Origin of the sequence: Pseudonocardia oceanicola (assembly GCF_047200735.1) — a bacterium.
Taxonomy (GTDB): Bacteria; Actinomycetota; Actinomycetes; order Mycobacteriales; family Pseudonocardiaceae; genus Pseudonocardia.
The window spans coordinates 448,434-473,601 of record NZ_JBJZON010000001.1; the positions used below are offsets into that span (position 1 = coordinate 448,434).

At 75.3% G+C, this 25,168-nt stretch carries 25 protein-coding genes; 12 read left to right on the forward strand and 13 right to left on the reverse strand.

Translation table 11 applies throughout. The annotated features are described in order from the left end of the window. Window positions 1–100: 100 nt before the first annotated feature. Genes ACL02T_RS02075 through ACL02T_RS02085 form a run of 3 tightly spaced genes read right to left on the reverse strand, consistent with a single transcriptional unit; the run spans window position 101 to window position 2,556 of the window. Window positions 101–1,525 (reverse strand): DNA polymerase IV, encoded by a 1,425-nt coding sequence (locus ACL02T_RS02075; protein WP_412828891.1) that lies wholly within the window; start codon window positions 1,523–1,525, stop codon window positions 101–103. Between the two features lie 47 nt (window positions 1,526–1,572). After that, window positions 1,573–1,983: a helix-turn-helix transcriptional regulator gene (locus ACL02T_RS02080; protein ID WP_412828892.1), complete on the reverse strand. Its 411-nt coding sequence runs from the start codon at window positions 1,981–1,983 to the stop codon at window positions 1,573–1,575. A gap of 33 nt (window positions 1,984–2,016) precedes the next feature. Beyond that, window positions 2,017–2,556 carry a DsbA family protein gene (locus ACL02T_RS02085; protein WP_412828893.1) on the reverse strand — a complete coding sequence of 180 codons (540 nt, stop codon included), beginning with the start codon at window positions 2,554–2,556 and terminating at the stop codon, window positions 2,017–2,019. Window positions 2,557–2,602: 46 nt separating this feature from the next. Between ACL02T_RS02085 and nhaA the strand changes: the two genes are divergently transcribed. After that, window positions 2,603–3,937 carry a Na+/H+ antiporter NhaA gene (gene nhaA, locus ACL02T_RS02090; RefSeq protein ID WP_412828894.1) on the forward strand — a complete coding sequence of 445 codons (1,335 nt, stop codon included), beginning with the start codon at window positions 2,603–2,605 and terminating at the stop codon, window positions 3,935–3,937. 68 nt (window positions 3,938–4,005) lie between these two features. Here nhaA and ACL02T_RS02095 read toward each other — a convergent pair whose 3' ends face one another. Next, window positions 4,006–4,674: a 4'-phosphopantetheinyl transferase family protein gene (locus tag ACL02T_RS02095; protein WP_412828895.1), complete on the reverse strand. Its 669-nt coding sequence runs from the start codon at window positions 4,672–4,674 to the stop codon at window positions 4,006–4,008. A gap of 544 nt (window positions 4,675–5,218) precedes the next feature. Continuing rightward, window positions 5,219–5,410 (reverse strand): hypothetical protein, encoded by a 192-nt coding sequence (locus tag ACL02T_RS02100; protein WP_412828896.1) that lies wholly within the window; start codon window positions 5,408–5,410, stop codon window positions 5,219–5,221. A 370-nt stretch (window positions 5,411–5,780) separates the two neighbouring features. On the opposite strand from ACL02T_RS02100, the gene ACL02T_RS02105 reads away from it, so the two are divergent. The 4 genes from ACL02T_RS02105 (at window position 5,781) to phaZ (ending at window position 11,281) form a co-directional block, all read left to right on the forward strand. Continuing rightward, window positions 5,781–6,884 (forward strand): NAD(P)/FAD-dependent oxidoreductase, encoded by a 1,104-nt coding sequence (locus ACL02T_RS02105; protein ID WP_412828897.1) that lies wholly within the window; start codon window positions 5,781–5,783, stop codon window positions 6,882–6,884. A 33-nt stretch (window positions 6,885–6,917) separates the two neighbouring features. Further along, window positions 6,918–8,114 (forward strand): cytochrome P450 family protein, encoded by a 1,197-nt coding sequence (locus tag ACL02T_RS02110; protein ID WP_412828898.1) that lies wholly within the window; start codon window positions 6,918–6,920, stop codon window positions 8,112–8,114. A gap of 57 nt (window positions 8,115–8,171) precedes the next feature. Then, a complete protein-coding gene (locus ACL02T_RS02115) occupies window positions 8,172–10,313 on the forward strand; it encodes an ATP-dependent Clp protease ATP-binding subunit (RefSeq protein WP_412828899.1) in 2,142 nt (713 codons plus the stop codon). A gap of 143 nt (window positions 10,314–10,456) precedes the next feature. After that, window positions 10,457–11,281 carry a poly(3-hydroxyalkanoate) depolymerase gene (gene phaZ, locus ACL02T_RS02120; protein ID WP_412828900.1) on the forward strand — a complete coding sequence of 275 codons (825 nt, stop codon included), beginning with the start codon at window positions 10,457–10,459 and terminating at the stop codon, window positions 11,279–11,281. Between the two features lie 203 nt (window positions 11,282–11,484). Here phaZ and ACL02T_RS02125 read toward each other — a convergent pair whose 3' ends face one another. Further along, window positions 11,485–12,042 (reverse strand): hypothetical protein, encoded by a 558-nt coding sequence (locus ACL02T_RS02125; protein WP_412828901.1) that lies wholly within the window; start codon window positions 12,040–12,042, stop codon window positions 11,485–11,487. 103 nt (window positions 12,043–12,145) lie between these two features. Here ACL02T_RS02125 and ACL02T_RS02130 point away from each other — a divergent pair, with 103 nt between their 5' ends. After that, window positions 12,146–13,027 carry a crotonase/enoyl-CoA hydratase family protein gene (locus ACL02T_RS02130; protein WP_412828902.1) on the forward strand — a complete coding sequence of 294 codons (882 nt, stop codon included), beginning with the start codon at window positions 12,146–12,148 and terminating at the stop codon, window positions 13,025–13,027. 29 nt (window positions 13,028–13,056) lie between these two features. On the opposite strand, the gene ACL02T_RS02135 is transcribed toward ACL02T_RS02130, so the two are convergent. Both ACL02T_RS02135 and ACL02T_RS02140 read right to left on the reverse strand, forming a co-directional pair. Beyond that, the gene (locus tag ACL02T_RS02135) at window positions 13,057–13,203 is read right to left on the reverse strand and encodes a DUF1059 domain-containing protein (RefSeq protein ID WP_412828903.1); all 147 of its coding nucleotides are present in this window, start codon (window positions 13,201–13,203) and stop codon (window positions 13,057–13,059) included. A gap of 58 nt (window positions 13,204–13,261) precedes the next feature. Further along, complete coding sequence (locus ACL02T_RS02140; protein WP_412828904.1) at window positions 13,262–13,999, reverse strand: SDR family oxidoreductase; 738 nt, start codon at window positions 13,997–13,999, stop codon at window positions 13,262–13,264. 97 nt (window positions 14,000–14,096) lie between these two features. Here ACL02T_RS02140 and ACL02T_RS02145 point away from each other — a divergent pair, with 97 nt between their 5' ends. The 3 genes from ACL02T_RS02145 (at window position 14,097) to ACL02T_RS02155 (ending at window position 15,672) form a co-directional block, all read left to right on the forward strand. After that, a complete protein-coding gene (locus ACL02T_RS02145) occupies window positions 14,097–14,462 on the forward strand; it encodes a hypothetical protein (protein WP_412828905.1) in 366 nt (121 codons plus the stop codon). A gap of 145 nt (window positions 14,463–14,607) precedes the next feature. Further along, a complete protein-coding gene (locus ACL02T_RS02150; protein WP_412828906.1) occupies window positions 14,608–15,129 on the forward strand; it encodes an Lrp/AsnC family transcriptional regulator in 522 nt (173 codons plus the stop codon). Between the two features lie 9 nt (window positions 15,130–15,138). Beyond that, window positions 15,139–15,672, forward strand: a complete 534-nt coding sequence (locus tag ACL02T_RS02155; protein WP_412828907.1) for a MarR family winged helix-turn-helix transcriptional regulator — start codon at window positions 15,139–15,141, stop codon at window positions 15,670–15,672. Between the two features lie 108 nt (window positions 15,673–15,780). On the opposite strand, the gene ACL02T_RS02160 is transcribed toward ACL02T_RS02155, so the two are convergent. Next, a complete protein-coding gene (locus ACL02T_RS02160) occupies window positions 15,781–16,770 on the reverse strand; it encodes a LysR family transcriptional regulator (RefSeq protein WP_412828908.1) in 990 nt (329 codons plus the stop codon). 211 nt (window positions 16,771–16,981) lie between these two features. On the opposite strand from ACL02T_RS02160, the gene ACL02T_RS02165 reads away from it, so the two are divergent. After that, window positions 16,982–18,268, forward strand: a complete 1,287-nt coding sequence (locus ACL02T_RS02165; protein ID WP_412828909.1) for a Glu/Leu/Phe/Val dehydrogenase dimerization domain-containing protein — start codon at window positions 16,982–16,984, stop codon at window positions 18,266–18,268. Between the two features lie 57 nt (window positions 18,269–18,325). On the opposite strand, the gene ACL02T_RS02170 is transcribed toward ACL02T_RS02165, so the two are convergent. Then, a complete protein-coding gene (locus ACL02T_RS02170) occupies window positions 18,326–18,829 on the reverse strand; it encodes an SRPBCC family protein (RefSeq protein ID WP_412828910.1) in 504 nt (167 codons plus the stop codon). Continuing rightward, complete coding sequence (locus tag ACL02T_RS02175) at window positions 18,826–19,326, reverse strand: MarR family winged helix-turn-helix transcriptional regulator (protein ID WP_412828911.1); 501 nt, start codon at window positions 19,324–19,326, stop codon at window positions 18,826–18,828. Before ACL02T_RS02175 ends, ACL02T_RS02170 begins: the two co-directional genes overlap by 4 nt. Window positions 19,327–19,380: 54 nt before the next feature. On the opposite strand from ACL02T_RS02175, the gene ACL02T_RS02180 reads away from it, so the two are divergent. Then, a complete protein-coding gene (locus ACL02T_RS02180; protein WP_412828912.1) occupies window positions 19,381–21,222 on the forward strand; it encodes an ABC transporter ATP-binding protein in 1,842 nt (613 codons plus the stop codon). A gap of 4 nt (window positions 21,223–21,226) precedes the next feature. On the opposite strand, the gene ACL02T_RS02185 is transcribed toward ACL02T_RS02180, so the two are convergent. Next, window positions 21,227–22,198 (reverse strand): aldo/keto reductase, encoded by a 972-nt coding sequence (locus ACL02T_RS02185; RefSeq protein WP_412828913.1) that lies wholly within the window; start codon window positions 22,196–22,198, stop codon window positions 21,227–21,229. 270 nt (window positions 22,199–22,468) lie between these two features. Continuing rightward, window positions 22,469–23,191 (reverse strand): dienelactone hydrolase family protein, encoded by a 723-nt coding sequence (locus ACL02T_RS02190; RefSeq protein WP_412828914.1) that lies wholly within the window; start codon window positions 23,189–23,191, stop codon window positions 22,469–22,471. Window positions 23,192–23,375: 184 nt separating this feature from the next. Between ACL02T_RS02190 and ACL02T_RS02195 the strand changes: the two genes are divergently transcribed. Next, window positions 23,376–25,109, forward strand: a complete 1,734-nt coding sequence (locus tag ACL02T_RS02195) for an ABC transporter ATP-binding protein (RefSeq protein ID WP_412828915.1) — start codon at window positions 23,376–23,378, stop codon at window positions 25,107–25,109. The last annotated feature ends 59 nt before the right edge of the window (window positions 25,110–25,168 follow it).

Here is a 25,168-nt window from a genome sequence, read left to right on the forward strand (position 1 = left end):
TGCGGCTGTGAGCGCGTTATGGAACCATAATGCGTCTTCTCGGCGGCTGGGTGCGCGTTGTGGAACCATGATGCGCCCCTTCGGCGGGCTCGCCCGTCCGTCAGTGCGCCGGTGAGGGCAGCCGCCAGCTCTCGACCGGATCGGCGAAGGAGAGGGCCGGGTCGTCGGCGGCGAAGGTGCGGGCGGGGCCGGGCCCGGTCGCGCGCGTCTCGAACCGGACCGTGACGCGGCCGTGCCCCGCCCCCTGCACCCAGCCGTGCCCGTGCACGGCGTGCGCGACGTCGTCGCCCGCCCGCCACGGGCTCGCCGGGTCGCGGGACCCGTGCCGCCCGCCGGGCCGCGGCCCGAACTCGGTGCCCGGTTCCGGATGGGTCCCCTCGGACGTCTCCACGGTGAGCACCGTGTCCGCCTCGACGGTCTCCACGGGCTGTGTCGGTGGCGCGGTGGTCCAGCCCGACTCCGAGGGGACGGCCTCGAACAGGGCCGGCGGCGGGCTGTCCGACAGACCCGACAGCGACACCCCGACCAGCCGCACCCCACCCTCGGGCACGGCGGTGCGGGCGAGCCGCTGTGCGACCGCCGTCAGGGTGGCGAGGTCGGTGGAGGCGAACGCGGTGGTCTCGGAGCGGGTGTGGGTCTGGAAGTCCGCGTTGCGCGCCTTGACCGTGACGGTCCGCGCCGCCCGGCCGTCGACGACGAGCCGGCGGTGGGCCGCCGCCGTCATCCGCCCGACCTCGCGCAGGACGTCGGCCATCGCGGTGAGGTCGTGCTCGAACGTGGACTCCGCGGAGATCTGCTTGGCCGCGCCGCGCGGGGCGACCGGCCGCTCGTCGATGCCGCGGGCGAGCCGGTGCAGCTCGGCACCGACGGTCGAGCCGAGCACCCCGGCGACCTCACGGGCGTCCATCGCCGCGAGGGCGCCGATCGTCTCGACCCCGATCGTGCGCAGCGCCGCCTCGGCCACCGGTCCGACGCCCCACAGCGAGCGCACCGGCAGCGGATCGAGCACCTCCCGCTCGACCGCCGGCGCGACGACCGTCAGACCGTCCGGCTTGGCCAGCTCCGAGGCGATCTTCGCGACCTGCTTGCCCGACCCCGCCCCCACCGACGCGGGCAGCCCGGTCCGCGCCCGCACCTCGGCGCGCAGCGCCACGCAGAACTCCTCCACCTCCGCGGCCGACGCCCCGGCCAGCGCCGGAGGTTCGAGGAACGCCTCGTCGACCGACACGGGCTCCAGCACGGGCGCGGCCTCGCGCAGCACTCCCATGACCTCCTCGGAGATCACCTTGTACAGCGGGAACCGCGGGGGCAGGACGGTCGCGTGCGGGCAGCGCCGGCGCGCCTGGCCCATCGGCATCGCCGAGCGCGCGCCGAACACCCGGGCCTGGTAGCTGGCCCCGGCGACGACGCCGCGCCCCCCGGTGCCGCCGACCAGCACCGGCCGCTCCGCCAGGGTGGGCCGGGTGAGCTGCTCGACCGACGCGAAGAACGCGTCCATGTCGAGGTGCAGCACCCAGCGGTTCACGACGACATTCTGGCCGCAGGCACCGACGGCGCGCGCGGCCCCGTCCGTCAGGCTCGCGACCGTCCCGGGGACCTCGCGGACCGGACCCGGCCCGGCGGGACGCCGCGCTCCCGGGTGAACACGACGCGGAAGGAGAAGGGATCGGCGTAGCCGACCCGGCGGGCGACGGCCGCGACCGTGGCCGAGGGCTCGGCGAGATACCTCTCGGCCAGGCACATCCGGTACCGCCGCAGGTAGGCCAGGGGAGCGGTACCCACCACCTCGCGGAACCGCCGCGCGAACAGCGGCGCGGTCACCCCGGCCTCCTCGGCGAGGGCGGCGACCGTCCACGGGCGCGCCGGGTCGGCGTCGACCGCCGCGAGCGCGGGCCCGACGACCGGATCGGCGCGCCAGGCCGCCTCCGCCCCGCGCGGGCGGGCGGGCCGGTCGCGGGACCGGGGGCCGGGCGTCGCCGTCACCGGCTCAGGGTAGGCCCGGCGCCGGGAGCCCGCTCAGGGGCCCGAGCGGACCGCCGTGAGGGCGGTGACCAGCCGCTCGACCGTGACGTCCCCCCGGTACGGCTCCCCGTTGACGAACAACGTGGGGGTGCCGCGCACCCCGCTGCGGACCCCGGAGTTGAAGTCGGCCTCGACCCGGTCCTCCACCACCCGTGTCGCCGGCCAGACGACCGTGTCCGGGTCCACCCCGGCCACCACGGCGTGCTCGCGCAGGTCGGCCTGGGTGAGGCGGGGCGGGCCGGGCGCGTAGAGACTGGCGTGCATCGGCCAGAACCGGCCCTCGAGCGCCGCCATCTCCGACGCGGTGGCCGCGGCCAGGGCGTGCGGGTGCAGCTCGTGCAGCGGGAAGTGCCGGAAGGCGAAGCGCAGCCGCTCACCCAGCCGCGCGCGCACCTGTTCGATCACGGGTGCCGCGGCACGGCAGTAGGGGCACTCGAAGTCGCCGTACTCGAGGAGCGCCAGCGGCGCGTCGACCCGGCCGGCGACATGGTCGTACGCCCCGAGCGGCGGATCGAGCGGCCCGATCGCGCCCACCTCCTCGCGTCCGAGCCCGACGCCCGGGCAGGATGATCCGGTGACCGTGACGACCCTATCCGAACGTGGGGAGCTCTCCCGCGCCGCGCGGCAGTTCCTCCGCACGGAGTCGGGCTCGGCGGTGCTGCTCATCTCGGCGGCCGTGCTCGCGCTGCTCTGGGCGAACCTGCCGCTCGGCTACGAGACCTTCTGGCACACCCCGCTGGCCGTGAACCTCGGCGAGTGGTCGTTGAGCCTGGACCTGCGGCACTGGGTCAACGACGGCCTGATGGTCCTGTTCTTCTTCAGCGTCGGGCTGGAGATCGCGCGGGAGATCACGCTCGGCGAGCTGCGCGGCTTCCGGGCGCTCGCCGCGCCGGCGGCCGCGGCGGTCGGTGGCCTGGTGATCCCGGCCCTGGTCTTCCTGGCCTTCAACGCCGGCACGGTCGCGCAGAACGCCTGGGGCATCACGATCTCCACCGACACCGCGGTGCTGCTGGGCGTGCTGGCGCTCGTCGGCCCGCGCTGCCCGGACCAGCTGCGCGTCTTCCTGCTGGCCCTGGCCATCGTCGACGACGTCGGCGCCGTGATCGCCATCGCCGTCTTCTACACCGAGCAGGTCGACGTGCTCGCGCTGTTGCTCGCGATCGTGCTCTTCGCCGCGCTCCTCGGGCTGCGGTTCGCCCGGTTCTGGCGGACGCCGTTCTACGCGCTCATCGGCGTCGTCATGTGGTTCGCGGTCCTGGCCTCCGGGGTGCACCCGAGCGTGGTCGGGGTGGCGCTGGGTCTGCTGGTCAACACCTATGCCCCGCGCCGGCAGGACATGCGGCGGGCGATGATCGTCGGCAAGACCTTCATCCTGGACCCGACGCCCCAGCGTGCCCTCGCCACGCAGGCCGCGGTCACCGAGGCGGTCTCGCCGAACGAGCGGCTGCAGGCGAAGATCCAGCCCTGGTCGAGCTACGTGATCGTGCCGCTGTTCGTCCTGGCCAACGCCGGGGTGGTGCTCGACCGTGAGACCCTCGGCGCCGCCGTCGCCTCGCCGCTGACCTGGGGCATCGTCGTCGGGCTGGTGCTGGGCAAGCCGATCGGCGTCACGATCGGGACGTGGCTGGCGCTGCGGACCGGGATCGGCCGGGTGCCGGACACGCTGCGCTGGGGGCAGCTCTTCGGTGGTGCCGGACTCTCCGGGATCGGGTTCACCGTGGCGCTGTTCGTGACCGAGCTCGCCCTCGACGACGAGCTGCTCGTCAGCGAGGCCAAGATCGGTATCCTCGTCGGTTCGGTGCTCGCGGCGGTCGTGGGCTGGCTCGTGTTCCGGCTCGCCGGCGAGCGCGGCGGGCAGTGCTCGCCCTCCGGCCTGCCCACGCTCCCGCCGCGGCCGTGGCGGCCGGTGGAATAGCCGCGCTTGGCCCGACCGGGGTGGTCGGCCGCGGCCGGCGTGGTCGGCGCGGCCGCGCGGCCGGCGCGTCAGTGCAGGAGGCCGTCGCCGTCGTGCGTGCGGACCTCCGGGGCGCGCGCGCCGAGCCCGGCCAGCGCCGCCGGGTGGTCCGGGCCCGCCTCGAGGTCGACGACCCAGGCCGCGCCCGGCCCGTCCGTCCAGGCCAGGACGGCGCCGCTCGGATCGAGGGTGATCGCGTCCATCGGGCTGGCGAGCCCCTCGCCGGTGGCCTTGAGCAGGGCCTCCTTGCGCGTCCAGACGGTGAGGAAGGCGCGGGCGTCGGCGGGCGGACGGGCGCGTTCGGTGGGGGAGAGGACGTGCTCGGCGAGCCGGTCGAGGTCGGCGAGGGCGCGGATCTCCTCGACGTCGAGCCCGACGGGCCCGTCGTCGCTCAGCGCGACGCCGACGCGGTCCCCGGAGTGGGTCAGCGAGAAGGCGGGCGCGGTGCTGGTGACCAGGCGGGGCTTGCCGTGGGGCCGGCCGCAGCGGCAGGTCCGGTCGAGCGCGATCCGGGCGGGATCGGTGTCGAGCCGCGCGCCGAGCACGAGCCGGGTGAGGGCGTGCGCGGCGAGGTAGCGGGCCTGGTCGACGGGGCGCCGGAACGCGGCGAGCCGGGTGCGCTCGTGGGCGTCGAGCAGCGCGACGAGATGCGGCGCCGACGAGGGGTCCACCGGTCGGGCCCACCAGACGTCCGGCACGGGACGAGCGTAGTCGGTCGCGCCCCGGGGGCCGCGCGCAGCGGCCGGCGCACCGTAGGTCGTCGATGCCTGAGGGGTGTGGGTGGGCGCGAGTCGGTGGAGCTCGGAGCGCGACTCGGCGGAGCCTGGAGCGCGACTCGGCGGAGCCTGGAGCGCGACTCGCGGGAGCCGGGAGCGCGACTCGGCGGAGCCTGGAGCGCGACTCGCGGGAGCCGGGGGCGCGACTCGGCGGAGCCGGGGGCGCGACTCGGGGGAGCCGGGGGCGCGACTCGGGGGAGCCGGGGGCGCGACTCGGGGGAGCCGGGGGCGCGACTCGGGGGAGCCGGGGGCGCGACTCGGGGGAGCCGGGGGCGCGACTCGGCGGAGCCTGGAGCGCGACTCGCGGGAGCCGGGGGCGCGACTCGCGGTGTTGGAGGTCCACGTGGGACGGGGTGGTCGCCGGGAGGGGAGCGGGCCCGGTCGAGCTGTCCCGCTCCCCTCCGCCGACCCCCCCGCGAGGGTGCGGCGGGGCCGGCGCCCGGGAGTGGCCGGCCCCGCCGCGGTGTCAGCCGCTGCGACGTGCGGCGAAATCGGTGCGGGCGTGCACCGGGGTGGTGCTCGCCCGGCCGATCCGGGCGAGCGTGCGCGGCGCGTCCGTACCGGTGGCCTGCGGGGTCTTCCCGCGGGCGGCGGCGCGGCGGGCGGCGCGGTTGGTCGGCTGGGTGGTCGGGGTCTGGCTGGTGTCATGAGCTCGCACGAGGACCTCCTGGAGGAGATGAGGGGCCGCCCCGCGGGGCGTGCGGGTCCTTCCTCCGGATCGGACCGCGCCCGGCGACGCACGATCGGCAGCGTGTCGACCCGCGGCACGACCGGCCGCCGCGCCCCTCGAGCGGGCATGGCGGACGCGGGACTCCGTGGACCGCGTGCCGCAACAGCCACGATCCGGGGAGGAAGGACGTCCGGCCACCGCGGGGCGGCCCGGACGGACAGGAACCGGCCGGCGCGGATCGCGCCGGTGACGGGTGGCGTCCCTCGACGGAGACGCGCCGTCTCACAGGGTGATGAGGTCCATGGCCGAAACCCTAGGGACACCTCCCTTCCCGCGCGACCGATTTACGGTGGGTCCCGTGGACGGCTCCCCGGACGTGATCGTGATCGGTGGCGGGATCGCCGGTGCCTCGGTGGCCTACGAGATCGCCGCGCACCGCTCGGTCCTGCTGCTGGAGGCCGAGCCGTCGCTCGCGGTGCACTCGACCGGCCGCTCGGCCGCGACCTACATCCCCGGCCACGGCACCGCCGTCTTCCGGGCACTCATCCGCGCGAGCGCTCCGCGCTTCCCGGCCCTCGCCGAGGAGCTGGAGGCCCCGCCGTTCCTGCGCCCGCTGACGGTCGTCTGGGCGGCGTTCGACGAGGCGGGCGAGCGCGAGCTGCAGCACCTGCTGGCCGAGTGGGCGGCGGAGCCGGACGGCCCGCACGCCCTGGCCGGCGCCGAGGCCGCCGGTGCCTGCCCCGGGCTGCGGGACGTCCGGTGCGGCGCGATCACCGAGGCGGCCGCCGACGTCGACGCCATCGGCCTGCACGGCGCCTACGTCCGGGGGCTGCGCCGCCGCGGCGGCCGGGTCGTCCGGGGGGCGCGGGCCCGCGCGATCACGCGGACGGGCGGGACCTGGCGGGTGGAGACGGCGGAGGGCGCCTGGACCGCGCCCGACGTCGTGGACGCGGCCGGGTCCTGGACCGACGTCGTCGCCGCGCTGGCCGGTGTCACGCCGGCCGGCCTCACGCCCTACCGGCGCACCATCGCGCTCTCCCCGTGCACGCTCCCGCCGGGCATGCCGATGCTGATCGACGCCGCCGAGCGCTTCTACTGCAAGCCGGAGGGCGAGGCCCTGCTCCTCTCGCCCGGCGACGAGACTCCCGCCGAGCCCGGTGACGCCCGCCCGGACGAGCTCGACGTCGCGCTCGCCCTCGAGCGGGTCGAGGAGGCGCTGCACCTCGGCCTCCGCTCCGTACGCACCGCCTGGGCGGGGCTGCGGACCTTCGCGCCGGATCGCGACCCCCTGGTCGGTGCTCGCCCGGAGCATCCCGGTTTCCACTTCTTCGCCGGTCAGGGCGGGTCCGGGATCGAGTCGGCACCCGCGCTGGCGGCGCTGGGGGCCGCCGTCGTGACCGGCACGCCGGTGCCCCCGGACGTCGCGGTCCGCCCGGAGCAGGTGTCTCCGGCACGCTTGTAAGCGAGCGCTGACTTCTTGCGGCACGATGGGGGCATGGCGCCGACCACCACCTCCGGCCTCGACCTCTTCGACGGCCCGTTCTGGAGCGATCCCTACCCGGCCTACGCCGAGCTGCGGGCGGACGAGCCGGTGCGCCGGCTGGACCTGCCGGACGGCCCGATGTGGATCATCGCCCGGTACTCCGACGCGCGGGCCGCCTTCGTCGACGCGCGGTTCTCCAAGGACTGGCGCTACACGCTGCCGGCCGACCAGCGCGACGCGATGCCGGCCGCGCCCACACCGATGATGCTGCTGATGGACCCGCCGGACCACACGCGGCTGCGCAAGCTCGTCAGCCGGTCCTTCACCGCACGCCGGATGGCCGAGCTGCGGCCGCGCGTCCAGGAGATCGCCGACGACCTGCTGGCCGCCCTTCCCGCCGACGGCACGGTCGACGTCATGGCGCACTACGCCTTCCTGCTCCCCGTCCGCGTGATCTGCGAGCTGCTCGGGGTCCCGGCGGAGGACCGCGACGACTTCGGCCGCTGGTCGTCGACGATGATCGACGAGTCGCCGCAGGACGAGAAGTTCGCCGCCTCCCAGAAGCTGTCGGACTACCTGGCCGGGCTGATCGACCGCAAGCGCACCGAGCCGGACGACGCCCTGCTCAGCGCCCTCACCCAGGTCTCGGACGAGGACGGCGACGCGTTGTCGCAGGAGGAGCTCGTCGCCATGGCGATGCTGCTGCTCATCGCCGGCCACGAGACCACCGTCAACCTGATCGGCAACGGCGTCCTCGGCCTGCTCACCCACCCCGACCAGCGCGAGATCCTGGCCGACGAGCCGGAGCTGTGGCCGAACGCGGTCGAGGAGTTCCTGCGCTGGGACGCGCCGGTCACCACCGCGCCCGTCCGGTTCGCGGCCGAGGACGTCGAGGTCGCCGGGACGACGATCCCGGAGGGCGCCGTCGTCGTGCTCGGCATCGGCGCCGCCAACCGGGACGACGCCCGCTTCGCCGACGCGGCCCGGCTCGACGTGACCCGGGACGACCGCGGTCACCTCGCCTTCGGCTACGGCCTGCACCACTGCCTGGGTGCCCCGCTGGCGCGGATCGAGGGCGAGGTGGCCCTGCGCAGCCTGTTCACCGCGCGGCCGGAGCTCGCCCTGGCCGCCGAGGACCTCACCTACCGGCGCAGCACGCTGATCCGCGGCCTCACCGCGCTGCCGGTCCGCCTCGGCGCGCGCGCCTGAGCCGGGGAACGCGGGTACAACGAAGGGCACACGTCGCCGAGCCGGAGGTCGCACGCGATGCCCCAACCCCAGGACCCGTTCGGCGGCGGCCTCGGCCCGCTGGAGGACCTGCTGCGCGGGCTGGTCCACGGCCTCGGGTTCCCGGACGACCGGGACGACGAGCGGGACGACGGGCCGCGCGAGCAGCAGCGGGGCCCGGACCGTCCCCGGCGGGCCTCCACGCGCCGCCTGGACCGGTACGGCCGTGACCTGACGGCCGAGGCCCGGGCCGGCCGGCTCGACCCGGTGATCGGCCGGGACGCCGAGATCGACCAGGTCGTCGAGGTGCTCGCCCGCCGCACCAAGAACAACCCGGTGCTGGTCGGCGAGCCGGGCACGGGCAAGACCGCGATCGTGGAGGGGCTGGCCGCGCGGGTCGCGGCCGGCCGGGTCCCGGTGACGCTGCGGGACGTGCGGGTCGTCGCGCTCGACCTGGCCGGGATGGTCGCCGGGACGAAGTACCGCGGCGAGTTCGAGGAGCGGCTCACCGCGGTGATCGGCGAGATCACCGCGGCCGGGCGGTCGCTGGTGGTGTTCGTCGACGAGCTGCACCTGGTGGTCGGCGCCGGGTCCGCGCAGGACCAGGCGATGGACGCGGCCAGCATCCTCAAACCCGCCCTCGCCCGCGGCGACCTGCAGCTCGTCGGCGCGACCACGCCGGAGGACCATCGCCGCCACATCGAGCGCGACGCCGCGCTCGAGCGCCGGTTCGAGATCGTGCGGGTGCCGGAGCCGACGCCCGAGGCCACCGCGGAGATCCTGCGCGGTCTGCGCCCGCGCTACGAGGAGCACCACCGGGTCCGGATCACCGACGCCGCGATCGAGGCCGCCGTCGCCCTGTCCGTGCGCTATCTGCGGGACAAGCACCTGCCGGACAAGGCCGTGGACCTGATCGACCGCGCGGCCGCGCGCTGCGGGCTGCGCGGCACCGGCACACCGCCGGACCGGCGGGTGGAGGAGCTGGTCCGGGCGCGGGAGGTCGCCGCCGACGCCGGCGACTCCGAGCGGGTCGCGATGCTCGACCGCGAGCTCGAGCGGCTGGTCCTGGACGACGGGCCGCGCGAGGCCGAGATCACCGCGCGCGAGGTCGCCGAGGTCGTCGCCGACCGCACCGGCATCCCGGTCGCCGACCTCACCACCCCGGAGCGGACGCGGCTGCTCGAGCTGGAGCAGCACCTGCACCGCCGGGTGGTCGGGCAGCACCGGGCCGTGGAGGCGGTCGCCGACGCGGTGCGCAGCGCGCGGGCCGGGCTCACCAGCCCCGACCGGCCGGCGGGCTCCTTCCTGTTCCTCGGCCCGACCGGCGTCGGCAAGACCGAGCTGGCCCGGGCCCTGGCCGCCGCGCTGTTCGGGGCCGGCCGGAGGGTCGACTCCGCAGGCTCCGTCTCCGGGCCGAGGGTCGACTCCGCAGGCTCCGTCTCCGGGCCGAGGGTCGACTCCGCAGGCTCCGTCTCCGGGGAACGCATGGTCCGGCTCGACATGAGCGAGTACGGCGACCGCGCGTCCGCCACGCGGCTGATCGGCGCGCCGCCCGGGTACGTCGGCCACGACGAGGCCGGCCAGCTCACCGAGCCGGTGCGCCGCGACCCGTACACCGTGGTGCTGCTCGACGAGATCGAGAAGGCGCACCCGGACGTCGTCGCCACTCTGCTGCAGGTCCTCGACGCCGGCCGGCTCACCGACGCCCGCGGCCGCACCGTCGACTTCCGGCACAGCATCGTGGTGATGACCAGCAACCTCGGTGCCGACGAGATCCTGGCGGCGGCCGCGGCGGGGCGTCCGGTGGAGTCGATCCGCGAGCAGCTGATGTTCGCCGTGCGGCGGCACCTGCGGCCCGAGTTCCTCAACCGGATCGACGACGTCGTGCTGTTCGAGGCGCTCGACCGGGCCGAGATCCGCGAGATCGCGGCGATGATGCTGGCCGGCACCCGCGCGCGGCTCGCGGCCCAGGGCGTCGAGCTCGTCGTGGAGCCGGAGGCGCTCGACCGGCTCGCCGAGCTGGGGCACGTACCCGAGTACGGGGCCCGGCCGCTGCGCCGGGTCGTCGCGCGGGAGGTCGAGCGACGCCTGGCGCGGTTGCTGCTCGCCGAGGAGCTGCGCTCCGGCGGGCGGGCGCGGCTGACGCTCGCCGAGGGGGAGCTGTCGCTGACGGCTGACTGAGGTCGGGGGGCGGACCTCGGGGAGCCGGCCGCGCTGCCAGCAGGGCGGTGCTGCGCCGGTGTCCCGCCCGGAGATTCTCGCGCCCCCCGTGGCACGGGCCATGTCGGCGGGACGCCAGCCTCCTGATCGGCCAGACTGGACGCATGACCGGCACCCTCGGCGAGGTGTCCACCCGCACCGTCGGAGGGCGCACGCTCCGCGTCGCGATCCGTCGCGGCGACGGCTCCCGCCCCCCGTTGCTGCTGCTCAACGGCATCGGCGCGCGTCTGGAGATGCTCGCACCGTTCGTCGAGGCGCTGCCGCCCGAGCTCGAGGTGATCCGGTTCGACGTCCCCGGGGTGGGCGGGTCGCCGCGGCCGCGGATGCCGTACCACATGGCGACGTTCGCCCTGACCGTCGGCAGGCTGGTGCGCGAGCTGGGCCACGCGGAGGTCGACGTCCTCGGCTACTCCTGGGGCGGTGGGCTCGCCCAGCAGGTCGCGCTGAGCGGCCGGGACCGGGTGCGCCGGCTGGTGCTGGTGGCCACCGGTACCGGCTCGCTGATGGTGCCCGCCCGGCCCGCGGTGCTGGGCAAGATGCTCACCCCGCGGCGCTACCGCGACCCCGAGTACGCCGCACGGATCGCCGGCGAGATCTACGGCGGCACGATGCGCACGCACCCCGAGCGCGCCGCCCGGCTGCTGCAGTCCTCGGGCGACGGTGACGCCGCGGGCTACGAGCGGGGTTACCTGTACCAGCTGCTCGCCGGGGCGGGCTGGACCACCCTGCCCGTCCTGCGCATGATCGCCGCCCGCGCACTGATCGTCTCCGGCGACGACGACCCGCTCATCCCGCTGGTCAACGCCCGGGTGCTGCACCGCGGAATTCCCGAGTCGCAGCTGCACGTCTACCGCGGCGGGCACCTCGCGCTGCTCACCGAAGCCCACGAGCTCGCCCCGGTGATCGACCGGTTCCTGGCCGCGCCCTGACCGCCCTGACCCTGCCGGTCCTGACCGCCCTGACCCTGCCGTCCTGCCCATCCTGCCCGCCCAGCCGGTCCTGCCCGCCGAGCCGGTCCTGCCCGCCCAGCCGGTCCTGCCCGCCGAGCCGGTCCTGCCCGCCGAGCCGGTCCTGCCCGCCGAGCCGGTCCTGCCCGCCGAGCCGGTCCTGCCCGGGCCGTGACCGGCCCTGGTCAGCGGCCCTGCCCGACGACCGGGGGCCGGGCGTCGCCGACGGCCGGTGTCGCGGCCACGTAGGTCACCGCCGCTGCGCACCCCGCCACGACCAGCGCCGCACCCGCCCCGGGCGCGCCGAGCGCGAGCGCCCGCAGCGCCGCCCCCGCCGCGAGCGCCAGGCCCAGCAGGACGGCGACGGCCAGCACCGCGCCCGCGGGACCGGGGCGGCGGCGCACCACCGCCACGGCCACCACCAGCGCCGCGGCCACCGTCGCTCCGCCGAGCGGGAACTCCGCACCCGTCACCGGCACCCGCCAACCGAACAGGGCGCCGACGTAGGCGGCCCAGGTCAGGCCGGCCCGGATCGCGGCGCCGCCCAGCGGGCCCGGTTGCGCGACGACCGACAGGGCGAGCGCCCCGGCCGCGACCAGCACGGCGAGCACCGCGAGTGCGGTGGCGGTCCAGGTCAGTGTCGCGAACCCGAGAAAGCCGGCGGCCACGCCGGCGCCCACGCAGACCGCGCCCGCCCAGCCCAGCGGGCCCGGGCGGTACGGCCTGCGCGCGCTGCCGCTCATGCTGCCGGTGTCGCCACGGCCGCCCGCACCGTTACGACGGGTGCTCCGGCGCCCCTGGCGCACCGGGGACCGGGGACCGGGGACCGGGAGGCATGATCGGGGCATGACCTACGAGACCCTCGACTACACGGTGCGCGACGGCATCCTCACCCTCACGCTGAACCGCCCGGACAGGCTCAACTCCTTCACCGTCACCATGGCGGACGAGCTGATCGCCGCCTACGACCGGGCGAGCGCCGACGACGAGGTGGGCGCGATCGTGGTCACCGGCGCCGGCCGGGCGTTCTGCGCGGGCATGGACCTGTCGTCGGAGGGCAACGTGTTCGGCCTCGACGAGTCGCTGCGGCCGACCGTGCGCGACCTGCAGGAGCGCTTCGAGGACCCGGAGATCGTGCGCGGCGTCCGCGACACCGGCGGGCAGGTCTCGCTCGCCGTCTACCGCTGCACCAAGCCCGTGATCGCGGCGATCAACGGCGCCGCGGTGGGCATCGGGGCGACCATGACCCTGCCGATGGACGTCCGCCTGGCCTCCGAGGACGCCCGGATCGGCTTCGTCTTCGGCCGGCTCGGGATCGTGCCGGAGGCCGCCTCGACCTGGTTCCTGCCCCGGATCGTCGGGATCAGCCGGGCGCTGGAGTGGGTCTACTCGGCCGACGTGCTCAGCGCGCAGGAGGCGCTCGACGGCGGCCTGCTCCGCTCCGTCGTCCCCGCCGACCAGTTGCTCGACACCGCCTACGCGCTCGCCCGGAAGTTCGTCGACGGGCACTCGCCGGTCGCGACCGCGCTGATGCGGCAGATGATGTACCGCAACAGCGCGGCGCCGCACCCGGTCGAGGCGCACCGCGTCGACTCGCTCGCGATGTTCTACACGTCGATCGCCGACGGGAAGGAGGGCGTGCGCGCCTTCCTGGAGAAGCGGCCGGCGGAGTTCACCGGCCGGGCCAGCGCGCTGCCGCCCTTCGCCCCGTGGCAGGCCGACGAGTAGGAGCCGGTCCGTGGTCGACCACGACCCGCTCAGAACGCGATGAAGAGGATCTCGTCGCGCGAGTACTCGTGGTCCGGGTGCTTCTCCTTCAGGTGCGCCTGGGCCTTGGCCACCAGGTCGTCCTCGTCCGTGCCCTTGATGTGCTCGCCGCACGGGCAGGTCAGGCGCGTCTTCATCCGACTCTCCTTCCGCAGGGTATGCGCCAACCCTAATGCGCGAGCGCGACCGGCCTGATCAGCCCCGGCCGATGAACGGCATGGTCGTGGCCGTGATGGTGAGGAACTGGACGTTCGCGTCGAGCGGGAGGTTCGCCATGTAGCGGACGGCGTCGGCGACGTGCCGGGCGTCGAAGGTCGGTTCCGGCCGCACCGACCCGTCCGCCTGGCGGGCGCCGGTGGCGATCCCGGCGGTCATGTCGGTGGCGGCGTTGCCGATGTCGATCTGCCCGCACGCGATGCCGTACGGGCGGCCGTCGAGCGAGATCGACCGGGTCAGCCCCGTGATGGCGTGCTTGGTGGCGGTGTAGGCGGCGCTGCCCGGGCGCGGGACGTGGGCGGAGATCGAGCCGTTGTTGACGATCCGGCCGCCCTGCGGGTCCTGCTCGCGCATCACGGCGAAGGCCGCGCGGGCGCACAGGAACGAGCCGGTCAGGTTGGTGTCGACGGCCGCGCGCCACTCGGCGATCCCGATCTCGTCCGGCGTGCCGGAGGGGCCGAAGGTGCCGGCGTTGTTGACCAGCAGGTCCACCCGGCCCCACGCGTCGACCGTGGTGCGGAACAGAGCCGCGACCGAGTCCTCGTCGGCGACGTCGGTGGGCACGATGCGGGCGTCGGCGAAGCCCTCCGCGGTCTCGGTCAGCGGTTCGGGGCGCCGGCCCGCCAGGGCGACCGCCCAGCCGTCCTCCAGCAGGGCCCGGCCGACGACCCGGCCCAGGCCCGATCCCGCTCCCGTCACCACGGCGATGCGCTGCATGAGGGCGTTCTACCGGTCCGGCCCGGCCCGCGAACGCGCCTCCCGCGAATCCGGCGGTCACTGTGACGTCTGCCACATCGTCTGTCATCCTGGCGGGATGCGTTCCGTCTTCGCACACACCGCCGAGATCGAGCTGGCCGAGGACGGGGACCGGGCCGCTCCGGGCGCGGCGATCACCGCCGCGCTGTGCGGGACCTGGGACCACGAGCCGCCGTGCCCGATCGCCGCGCACCACACCGAGTGGTGCCGGGCGGGGAGTCGGCTGCGGCTGCGGGTGCTCTTCGCCTGCGACAGCGACCTCGAGGACGAGGTCCGCAGCCGGATCGACGAGGCACTGGCCCGCGGCCTGCGCACCGGGCCGGACGGCAGCGTGTCGCGGTGGTCGCTGCGCGACGCCCTCCCGGGCAGCGTCCAGGAACGCGAACGCACCGCCGCCGAGCGCCTCCTGACGGCCGACGCCTGACCGGTCCCGCTCCCGGCCGCCGGGTCGCCGCATCGCCGCCGTGCGCCGGGAGGAGGCCCTGCCCACGCCGGCCCGGACGACCGCTCGGCCGGCGTCGAGCTCGTCGGTGCGTCCTGCACAACACGTCACTCCTGAGTACGGCACAATGCTCAGCATCACCGTCGGCTACAGCTCAGGAGTGGTCACCTTGCTCGACCGGACCGATGCCCGGATCCTGCTCGCGCTCGACGACGAGCCCCACGCCACCGTCGTCGCGCTCGCCCAGCGACTGGGCATGGCCCGCAACACGATCCAGACGCGGCTGCGCCGGCTCGAGGCCGAGGGCGCGCTGTCGCCGGTCACGGTGCGGGTGCGGCCCGAGCACGCCGGCTATCCGGTGCTCGCCTTCCTCACCCTCACCATCGACCAGGTCGACGCCGACCGCACCCTCGCCGACCTGCGGGAGGTGCCCGAGGTGTGCGAGGTGCACGCCGTCACCGGCGACGGCGACCTCCTGGTCCGGGTGGTCGCGCGCGACACCGCCGACCTGCACCGGATCACGCGCGAGGTGCTGCGCTGCCGCGGCGTGGTGCGCTCGAGCACCGCGATCTCGATGGTCGAGTCCGTCCCGATGCGGCTGGCCCCGGCGCTGTCCCGGCTCGCCGAGCCGCCCGCGCGGCGGCCGTAGGATCCCGGCGTGCCCGCCGACCCGCCGTCCGACAGCGACTTCCTGTCCCTCGCCGGCGTCGCGATCGACGAGATGCAGCGTCGACTGCCCGGGACCGACCGCTCCGCCATGGCGATGGTCCTGCTGTTGACCCGCGTCGCGAGCGGGCTGGTCTACGACCTCGAGTCCACGGTGCACCGGCCCGCGGGCTGGAGCTGGTCGGCCTGGCGGCTGCTGTTCACCATCTGGGTCGCCGGGCCGCAGGAGTCGCGGCGGGCGGCCGAGCTGTCCGGGATGAGCCGGGCCGCCGTCTCCAGCCTGACCAACACCCTCAGCGCCGCGGGCCTGCTCGACCGCAGGCCCGGCTCGGCCGACGGCCGGTCGGTGGTCCTCGCGCTCACCGAGCAGGGCACGGCGGCGACCGAGGAGACCTTCCGGCGGCACAACGCCCGCGAGGCCGAATGGGCCCGGCTGCTCGACCCGGAGGACCTCGCTGCTCTCAACCGGCTGCTCGCCAAGCTCGCCGGGGCCGCGCACGCCGCGGACTGGGTCAACCGGCGCTGAGCCCCGGACCGGTCCACCCGCCGGCCGCCCCGCTCGCCGCCGGGGGCGGCACGGGCGAGCGCGAGGGGTCCGGCACCGCGAGCGCCCGGGTCGCCGGCCGTCCGGCGGCTACGGCAGGGGGAGCCGGGGGCCGTGCAGGTCGCCGGCGGGGGCGCCCGGCGGGAGGCCGAAGCTCGCCTCCGCGCCCAGCCCCGTCGCCGCGGCGGCCTCCCGCACCGCGGCGATCACCAGGTGCAGCGCGGGCCGGCGGGTGGCCTTGGTCCGGTAGGCGATCGAGACCGTGCGCATGACGGGCTCGGTCAGGGCGACGACGTCGATCGCGTCGTCGGTCCCGGGCGGGCGCCGCACCAGGCCGAGGTCCGAGACGAGGGTGACCCCGAGCCCGGCCGCGACCAGGGCCAGGGCCGTGAACTGCTCCTCGACCTCGTGCGTGGTGGCCGGCTCGAACCCGGCGCGGCGGCAGGCCACGCGCACCGCGCGGCCGAAGTGCGAGCGCGGGCCGGCGAGGATCCACGGCTGGTCGGCCAGCTCGCCGAGGGTGACCGTCGCGCCGGGCACCGTCCCGGCCGGGACCGCGGCGTAGAGCCGCTCCACGGCCACGACCTCCCGGGTCAGCGCGGGGTCCCAGGACATGGGGTGCCCCGAGTAGTCGATCACGAACGAGAAGTCGAGGGCGCCGTCGCGGACCGCGCCGGCGGTCTCCTCGGGCGCCAGCTCCCGGGTCCGGACCTGGATCCCGGGGTGCTCGGCGGCGAGCGAGGCGAGCGCGGCGGGCAGCAGGCCCGAGGCCACGGAGGCCCAGACGCCCGCGGTCAGCCGCACCGACCGCGCCTGCTGGGCCTCCTCCACGGCGAGCTCGGCGCGCTCCACCGAGGCGAGGATCTCCTCGGCGTGCTCGGCGAGCACCATGCCCAGCTCGGTGAGCTGCACCCGGCGGCCGAGCCGCTCGAACAGGGCGCCGCCCACGTCGCGCTCCAGCTGGGCGAGCTGTTGCGACACCGCCGAGGCGGTGTAGTGCAGGGCCGCCGCGGCGGCGGTGACCGTGCCCCGCCGGTGCAGCTCGCGGAGCATGCGCAGGCGTGAGAGGGACAGCTCCACGGCACCCACCGTAGGCGGGCGGTCCGGCTCGTGCAGGAACCGTGAACGCGATCCTCCACGATTCGTTGATGGACGCCGGCCGCGCCGCTGCCGCACAGTGGGGACACCGGCGGAGATCGCCGGCCACCCCGGCACGACCCCCACGCCGCCGCCCGGACGGGCCCGGCGCGGTTCGTCGTGCCCCGAGCAGCAGACCGGGAGGTCCGCCGACGTGACCACGATGCAGGAGCCGATGGGGCCGCTGGGGACGCCGATCGAGGTGCCGGCCGCGCCGGTCCCCGCCCCCCTTCCTGTGGCCGCCGCTCCCGCCCCGCGGGACCGCGAGCCCTACCTGCGCGTGACGTGGACCGACCCGGTCACCGGCGCCCGCGGCCACCTCGTCGTGCACACCCTGCGCTCCGGCATCGCCACCGGCGGCACCCGGATGCGGGCCGGTTGCACGCTGTCCGAGGTCGAGGACCTGGCCCGGGGCATGGCCGCGAAGACCGCCGCCTTCGACCTGCCCGTCGGCGGGGCCAAGGGCGGCATCGACTTCGACCCCAAGGACCCGCGCGCGGTCGGGGTGCTGGAGCGCTTCTGCCAGGCCATGCGGCCGTGGATCGACGGCCACTGGGTCACCGCCGAGGACCTCGGCGTGCCGCAGCACCTCATCGACGAGGTGTTCGAGCGGATCGGGCTCGGTCAGTCGTACCACGCGGCCATCTCGCGCTCGGCGGACCCGGCGGCCACCCTCGAGCGCGTCCGCCAGGGCCTCGACGCGCGCGTCCCCGGCGGGCTGCTCGGCGACGTCATCGGTGGCTACGGCGTGGCGCACGCGTGCCTCGGCGCGGCCTCCGCGTTCGGCTGGGCGGTCGAGGGCACCACCGTCGCGATCCAGGGCATCGGCACCATGGGCGGCGGCGCGGCCTGGTACCTGCACGACGCCGGCATGCGCGTGGTCGCGATGGCCGACGCCGCCGGCACCCTCCACGACCCGGCGGGCCTCGACGTGCCCGCACTGCTCGAGCTGCGGGACGGCTACGGCGAGATCGACCGCACCCGGCTGCCGGCCGGGGTCGAGCAGCTGCCGCGCTCCGCGGTCGTCGGGCTGCCGGCCGACGTGTTCGTGCCGGCCGCGATCTCCTACGCGATCACCCCGGACAACAGCTACGACGTGGCCGCCGCGGTCGTCGTCGAGGCCGCGAACGCCGCCACCACGCCGGAGGCCGAGGCCATGCTCGCCGCCCGCGGCGTCCCGGTGGTGCCGGACTTCGTGGCCAACGCCGGTGCCGCGGCCTGGGCCTGGTGGCTGCTGCTCGGCCGGGTCGGCATGACCCGTGACGACGCCGTGACCGCCGAGGAGTCCTTCACCATGCTGCGCACGCAGATGGCGGACAAGGTCCGGCTGCTGCTCGGGCGCTGGGTGGCCGACGGCGTCCCGCCGCGGCTGACCGGGCTGGGCCTGGCGGTGAGCGAGCTCGACGGCGCGGCCGGGGAGTCCACGCTCGTCATCCCGTGACGTTCGGCGCAGGCCCGGCGGCCCCCCGACGACGTGGTCGGGGGGCCGTCGGCGTGCTCAGCGGGTGACGCGGCTGCCCGGGACCTCGTCGGCGTCGAGATGGTGCAGGAGGTTGGTGACGAACCGGTCCCCGGTGCGCTGCAGCGTCACGTTCATCAGCCCGACGACCGCGGGCGAGGCGAGCCGGGACAGTGGCAGCTCCACGTGCAGGGTCAGCCGGATCGCCAGGTGCGTGCCGGCCGCGGCCTCCCGGAGGCGGTACCAGCCGTCGGCGCCGGTGAACTCGTGCACGTCCGGTGGCGGCTCGTGCGTGAAGTCGATGCGGGACTCCTCGGACCCGTCGGCGAACCGCATCCGCTCGGTGAAGGTCGGCTGGATCCCGACGCCGAGCACGGCCAGGCGCATCATGCTCCAGCGCCAGTGGTCGCCGTGGGTGTCGATGCCGGTCAACAGCGGGGTGAGCCGGGGGAGCAGCGCCGGGTCGGTGAGGACGGCCCAGATCGCGGCGCGCTCGGCGGCGACGACGGCCTCCGACTCGGTGGTCGTGGTGAAGCGGTTCACGGTGTCGATGTTCCCGTTCGGGCCCGTGGCTGCACATCACCCCGCGCGGGGGGCGCGGCCGCGCCGTCCCCGGCGCCGGCGGCCGCCGCCCGCAGCCGGCGCAGGATCCGGGCGAGGTCGGCCCGGTCGCGTTCGTCGAGCTCGGCGAAGAGGCTCTCGGACTCGGCGTGGCGCGCCGCCCGGATCTCGCGGGCCAGGTCGGCGCCCTCGGGGGTGAGCCCGACCAGCGTGGCCCGCCGGTCCGCCGGATCGGGGTTGCGCGCGGCGAGCCCGCGGCCCTCCAGGTCGTCGACCACCTCGGTGGCCGAGCGCGGGGCGATGCGCAGGTGCTCGGCCAGTGCCGAGAGGCGCAGGACGCCGTGCCTGGCGAGCACGGCGACCGCCCGGAACTGCGAGGGCGTGACGTCCCACGGCGCGAGTGCCTGCTTCGACCGGCTCCGGATGAGCCGGGCGACGGCCCAGAACGCCTCGCCCAGCGTCTCCTCCCCGTCGGTCACGGGAATACCGTACCAGCGGGTCGTGTTGTTCCCTCATGTTGAGGTAACCTCAGCATGTCTGACGAGGGGGACACGCACTTGGATCCGCAACTCCAGAGCTCCTCCGGCCGGCCGGACCGTCCCGGGCGTCCGGGCCGCCGCGCCCCGTCGGCCGCCGAGAAGCAGCAGGCCCGGGAGGTCTCGCTGCGCCGGATCGGCCGGCTCTTCACCCCGTACCGCGGGCCGCTCACGCTGGTTGTGACGATCATCGTCGCCTCCTCCGTGGTGGGCATGGCCTCGCCCTTCCTGCTCCGCGAGGTGCTCGACGTCGCGCTGCCGAACCGCGACGTCCCGCTGCTGGCCTGGCTGGTCGGCGGCATGGTCGCCGTCGCCGCCGTGACCGCCGCCCTCGGCGTGGTCCAGACCTGGATCTCGACGCGGGTCGGCCAGCAGGTCATGCACCGGCTGCGCACGGACGTCTTCGCGCACCTGCAGCGCCAGTCGCTCGGCTTCTTCACCCGGACGCGCACCGGCGAGGTGCAGTCCCGCATCACCAACGACATCGGCGGCATGCAGTCCGTGGTCACCTCCACGGCCACGTCGATCGCCTCGAACCTCACCACGACCGTCGCCACCCTGGTCGCGATGGTCGCCCTGTCCTGGCAGCTCACGCTCATCTCGCTGGTCGTGCTGCCACCCGCGATCCTGCTCTCCCGGCGGGTCGCCCGGATGCGCCGCAGCATCACCGCGCGCCAGCAGCGCGAGCTCGCGGACCTCAACGTGACGATCGAGGAGGGCCTCTCGATCTCCGGCATCCAGCTGAGCAAGACCCTGGGCGCCGGCCCGGCCCTGGTCGACCGCTTCACCCGCTCGTCGGAGCGGTTGGTCGACCTCGAGCTGCGCAGCCAGCTGGCCGGCCGCTGGCGGATGGCCACGATGAGCATCATCTTCGCCGCGATCCCCGCGGTGATCTACCTGTCCGCCGGGCTGCCGATCACCGCCGGCGCGATGACCGTCGGCACGCTGATCGCGTTCACCAGCCTGCAGGGCAGCCTGTTCCGGCCGCTGACCGGCCTGCTCGACGTCGGCGTCTCGCTGGTGAGCTCGCTCGCCCTGTTCGCCCGGATCTTCGAGTACCTGGACCTGCCGGTCGAGGTCGACGACCCGGCCGACCCGGTCCCCGTCGACCTCGCGCGGGTGCGCGGGCACGTCCGCTTCGAGGACGTGACCTTCGCCTACCCGGGCAGCGACACCGCGGCCGTCGCCGGGGTGACCCTCGACGTGCCCGCCGGCACCACCCTCGCCCTGGTGGGGGAGACCGGCTCCGGCAAGTCGACGCTCGCCTCGCTGGTCCCGCGGCTGCGCGACCCCGACTCCGGGCGGATCACCATCGACGGCATCGACGTCCGGCACGTGCGCCTGGCCGACCTCGCGCGGATCGTCGGGGTGGTGAGCCAGGAGACCTACCTGCTGCACGCGACGGTGCGGGAGAACCTGCGACACGCCCGACCCGACGCCACCGACGCCGAGATCGAGGCCGCCGCCCGCGCCGCCCAGGTCCACGACCTGATCGCGAGCCTGCCCGAGGGGTACGACACGGTCGTCGGCTCCCGCGGGCACCGGTTCTCCGGCGGCGAGAAGCAGCGCATCGCGATCGCCCGCACGCTGCTGCGGGACCCACAGGTGCTCGTCCTCGACGAGGCCACCAGCGCGCTGGACACCGAGACCGAGCGGGCGGTGCAACGCGCCTTCGCCGAGCTGGCGAAGGGCCGCACCACGATCACCATCGCGCACCGGCTCTCCACCGTCCGGGACGCCGACGAGATCGCCGTCCTGGACCACGGTCGCGTCGTCGAGCGGGGGACGCACGACGCGCTGGTCGCCGACCGCGGCCGCTACGCCACCCTCGCCGCGTGACCGCTCACACGAATCCGGCCACCTCGTGCGGCTGGTACGGCTCCTCGAGGAACGCGATCTCCTCGGCCGTCAGCGTGACGTCGACGGCCGACAACGCGTCCTCGAGGTGCTGCCGCTTCGTGGCCCCGACGATCGGCGCCGTCACCGTCGGCTTGCTCAGCACCCATGCCAGCGCGATCTGCGCCGGCAACAGGCTCCGGCGCTCGGCGAGCTCCAGGACCCGGTCGACGACCTCGCGGTCCTCGTCGCGGTAGAGACTGCGGCCGAACTCGTCCGTCTCGGTGCGGGCGGTGGTCGAGTCCCAGGGCCGGGTCAGCCGCCCGCGGGCCAGCGGGCTCCACGGGATCACCCCGACGCCCTGGTCCGCGCACAGCGGCAGCATCTCCCGCTCCTCCTCCCGGTAGAGGAGGTTGTAGTGGTTCTGCATGGTCGCGAAGGGCGTCCAGCCGTGCCGCTCGGCCGTGTGCTGGGCCTTGGCGAACTGCCAGGCCCACATCGACGACGCCCCGACGTGGAGCACCTTGCCCGCCTTCACGACGTCGTGCAGCGCCTCCATGGTGACCTCGATCGGCGTGCGCGGGTCCCACCGGTGGATCTGGTAGAGGTCCACGTGGTCCACGCCCAGCCGACGCAGGCTGGCGTCGAGCTCGCTCGTGATCGCCTTGCGTGACAGGCCCTGCCCGTTGGGTCCGGGCCGCATCCGCCCGTTGACCTTCGTGGCCAGCACGATCTCGTCCCGGTGCCCGTACTCGGCGAGGACCTTGCCCAGGATCTCCTCGCTGCCGCCGGCGGAGTAGACGTTGGCGGTGTCGACGAAGTTCACCCCGGCCTCGAACGCGCGCAGGATGATCGGGCGCGCGTCGTCCTCGCCGAGCGTCCAGTCGTGCCGGCCGCGCCCCGGCTCGCCGAAGCTCATCGCGCCCAGGCAGATCCGCGACACGTCCAGGCCGGTCGATCCCAGCTTCACGTACTCCATGCGCTCCTCCTCCCGGCGGTCCCGCCGAGTCGCCTCCTGCAGGCGTTCCCGGTCGCGGCCGTCGGCAGTCGTCCCGGCGGCGCCGATCTCGGTCCGTGGACCGACGACGGGGGAGTGGGCTTCGGCGAGTCGCGCTGTGGGCTGCCGCGAGTCGCGGTGTGGGCTGCCGCGAGTCGCGGTGTGGGCTTCGGCGAGTCGCGGTGTGGGCTCCGGCGAGTCGCGGTGTGGGCTCCCGCGAGTCGCGGTGTGGGCTTCGGCGAGTCGCGGGGCTCAGGAGAGGTGGGTCCGGAAGAACGCGTCGATGCGCCTCCACGCGTCCGCGGCGCTCTCCGGCTCGGGCCCCATCCCCGTGACCCGCAGCAGCGGGCGCAGGGCGCGGGGCCCGTTCTGCTGCTCGTTGAGGAACGAGTGGTTCGCGGCGGGGTACTCGGCGACGTCGTGCGGCACGCCGGCCCGGGTCAGCGCCGCCTCCAGCTTGCCCGCGGCCCCCTTGAGGGAGATGTCCTTCGCCCCGTAGCTGGCGACGATCGGACAGGCCCCGGCCACCGCGGCGTCGAGGTCCTTGGGCAGCTGCCCGTAGTTGACGGACGACGCGTCGAACCCGCGCGAGGCCGTGAGCAGGGCGAACCCTCCGCCCATGCAGAAGCCGATCACACCGACCCGGCCCGTGCAGGCGTCCATCGCGGCCAGCTCGGCCCGGGCGGCCTCGATGTCGGCGAAGGCGCGGCCCCGGCCCGCGAACAGGGCGCGGAACGTCGAGACCAGGCACCGGCGCGCGCCGCCCGCGCTGAACAGGTCCGGCGCGAGGGTCAGGTAGCCGCGCGCGGCGAGCCGGTCCGCGTGCCGACGCATCTCGTCGTCGAGCCCGAAGGCCTCGTGCACCACGACCACGCCCGGCCAGGGGCCGTCGCCCTCCGGGGTGGCGAGGTATCCGCGGAGGGTGGGGGAGCCGCCGGTGGCGGCGGCCCGGGCGGTGAGGTCGACGTCGGTCATGGGGACGCACCGTAGCGGGGACCGATCTCCGCCGTCGGCGAAATCCGCTCGGCCCGCTGCCCCGGACGGAGTACCGTCACACGGCGCGACGATCGCCGCCGGAACCGTCGGACCCCGCGGCTATCGTCGGTCTCCCACCACACGTCCGCCCGCGGCGGGCCTCACGACAGGGGTGTGTCGACGCATGCTGCTGCGCCTGCTGCGGCGGTACCTGCAGCCCTTCCGCAGACCGCTCGCCCTCGTCGTCGCCCTGCAGCTGGTCGGAACGATGGCGGCGCTCTACCTGCCCAGTCTCAACGCGGACATCATCGACCGCGGCATCGCCCGCGGGGACACCGGCTTCATCCTCGGCACGGGCGGCTGGATGCTGGTGGTCTCGCTGGTCCAGGTCGTCTGCTCGATCGCGGCGGTCTGGTTCGGCTCCCGCTCGGCGATGGGCTTCGGGCGGGACGTGCGGGCGGCCGTCTTCCACCGCGTCGGCGAGTTCTCGGTGCGCGAGGTGAACCGCTTCGGCGCCCCGTCGCTGATCACCCGCAGCACGAACGACGTGCAGCAGGTCCAGATGCTGGTGCTGATGGGCTGCACGATGCTCGTCTCGGCGCCGATCATGTGCGTGGGCGGCGTGGTGATGGCGCTGCAGGAGGACGCCGGGCTCTCCTGGCTGGTCGCGGTGTCCGTGCCCGTCCTGGCGGTGAGCATCGGCGCCGTCGTGGTGCGGATGGTGCCCCGGTTCCGGCTCCTGCAGGAGCGGATCGACGCCGTGAACCGCGTGCTGCGCGAGCAGATCACCGGCATCCGGGTGGTGCGGGCCTTCGTCCGCGAGCCGCACGAGCGGGCGCGGTTCGACGTGACCAACCGCGAGGTCACAGCGGTGGCGCTGGCCGCGGGGCGACTGCAGGCGCTGATCTTCCCGATCGTGATGCTCGTGCTCAACGTCTCGAGCGTGGCCGTGCTGTGGTTCGGCGCGATCCGGATCGACGCGGGGGAGATGCAGATCGGCGCCCTCACCGCGTTCCTGGCCTACCTGCTGCAGATCCTCATGGCCGTCATGATGGCCACGTTCATGGCGATCATGGTGCCGCGTGCCGCGGTGTGCGCCGAGCGGATCGCCGAGGTGCTCGGCACGGAGTCCTCGGTCTCGCCGCCGCGCGAGCCCGTCGTCCCCCGCCGGGTCGAGGGCGTCGTGGAGTTCCGCGGGGCCACCTTCCGCTACCCGGGCGCCGCCGAACCGGTGCTGCGCGGGATCGACGTCACCGCGCGGCCCGGGGAGACCACGGCGATCATCGGCAGCACGGGCGCGGGCAAGACCACGTTGCTCTCCCTCGTGCCCCGGCTGTTCGACGTCACCGACGGCGCCGTGCTGGTCGACGGGGTCGACGTGCGTGATGTCGACCCCGAGGAGCTGTGGGGGCGGATCGGGCTGGTGCCGCAGAGGCCCTACCTGTTCTCCGGCACGGTGGCGAGCAACCTGCGCTACGGCGACCCGACCGCCACGGACGAGCAGCTGTGGGAGGCGCTGCGGATCGCGCAGGCGGAGGAGTTCGTGCACGCCATGCCGGAGGGGCTGTACTCGCCGGTGTCCCAGGGCGGCACGACCGTCTCCGGTGGTCAGCGGCAGCGGCTCGCCATCGCCCGGGCCCTGGTCAAGCGGCCGCCGATCTACCTGTTCGACGACTCGTTCTCGGCCCTGGACGTCGCCACGGACGCCCGGTTGCGGGCCGCCCTGGCACCGGTCACCGCGGCGGCGACCGTGCTCGTCGTGGCCCAGCGGGTGTCCACCGTGGCCGGCGCGGACCGGATCGTGGTGCTCGACGACGGCGTGGTCGTCGGCGTCGGGCGGCACGAGGAGCTGCTGGCAGGCTGCCCGACCTACGCCGAGATCGTCGAGTCCCAGCTGGGCGTCGAGGAGGCCGCGTGACCACCACCGCTCCCCGTGGCCGCCCCCGGCAGGACGCCGACAGCGTCTCCGCCGCGCGC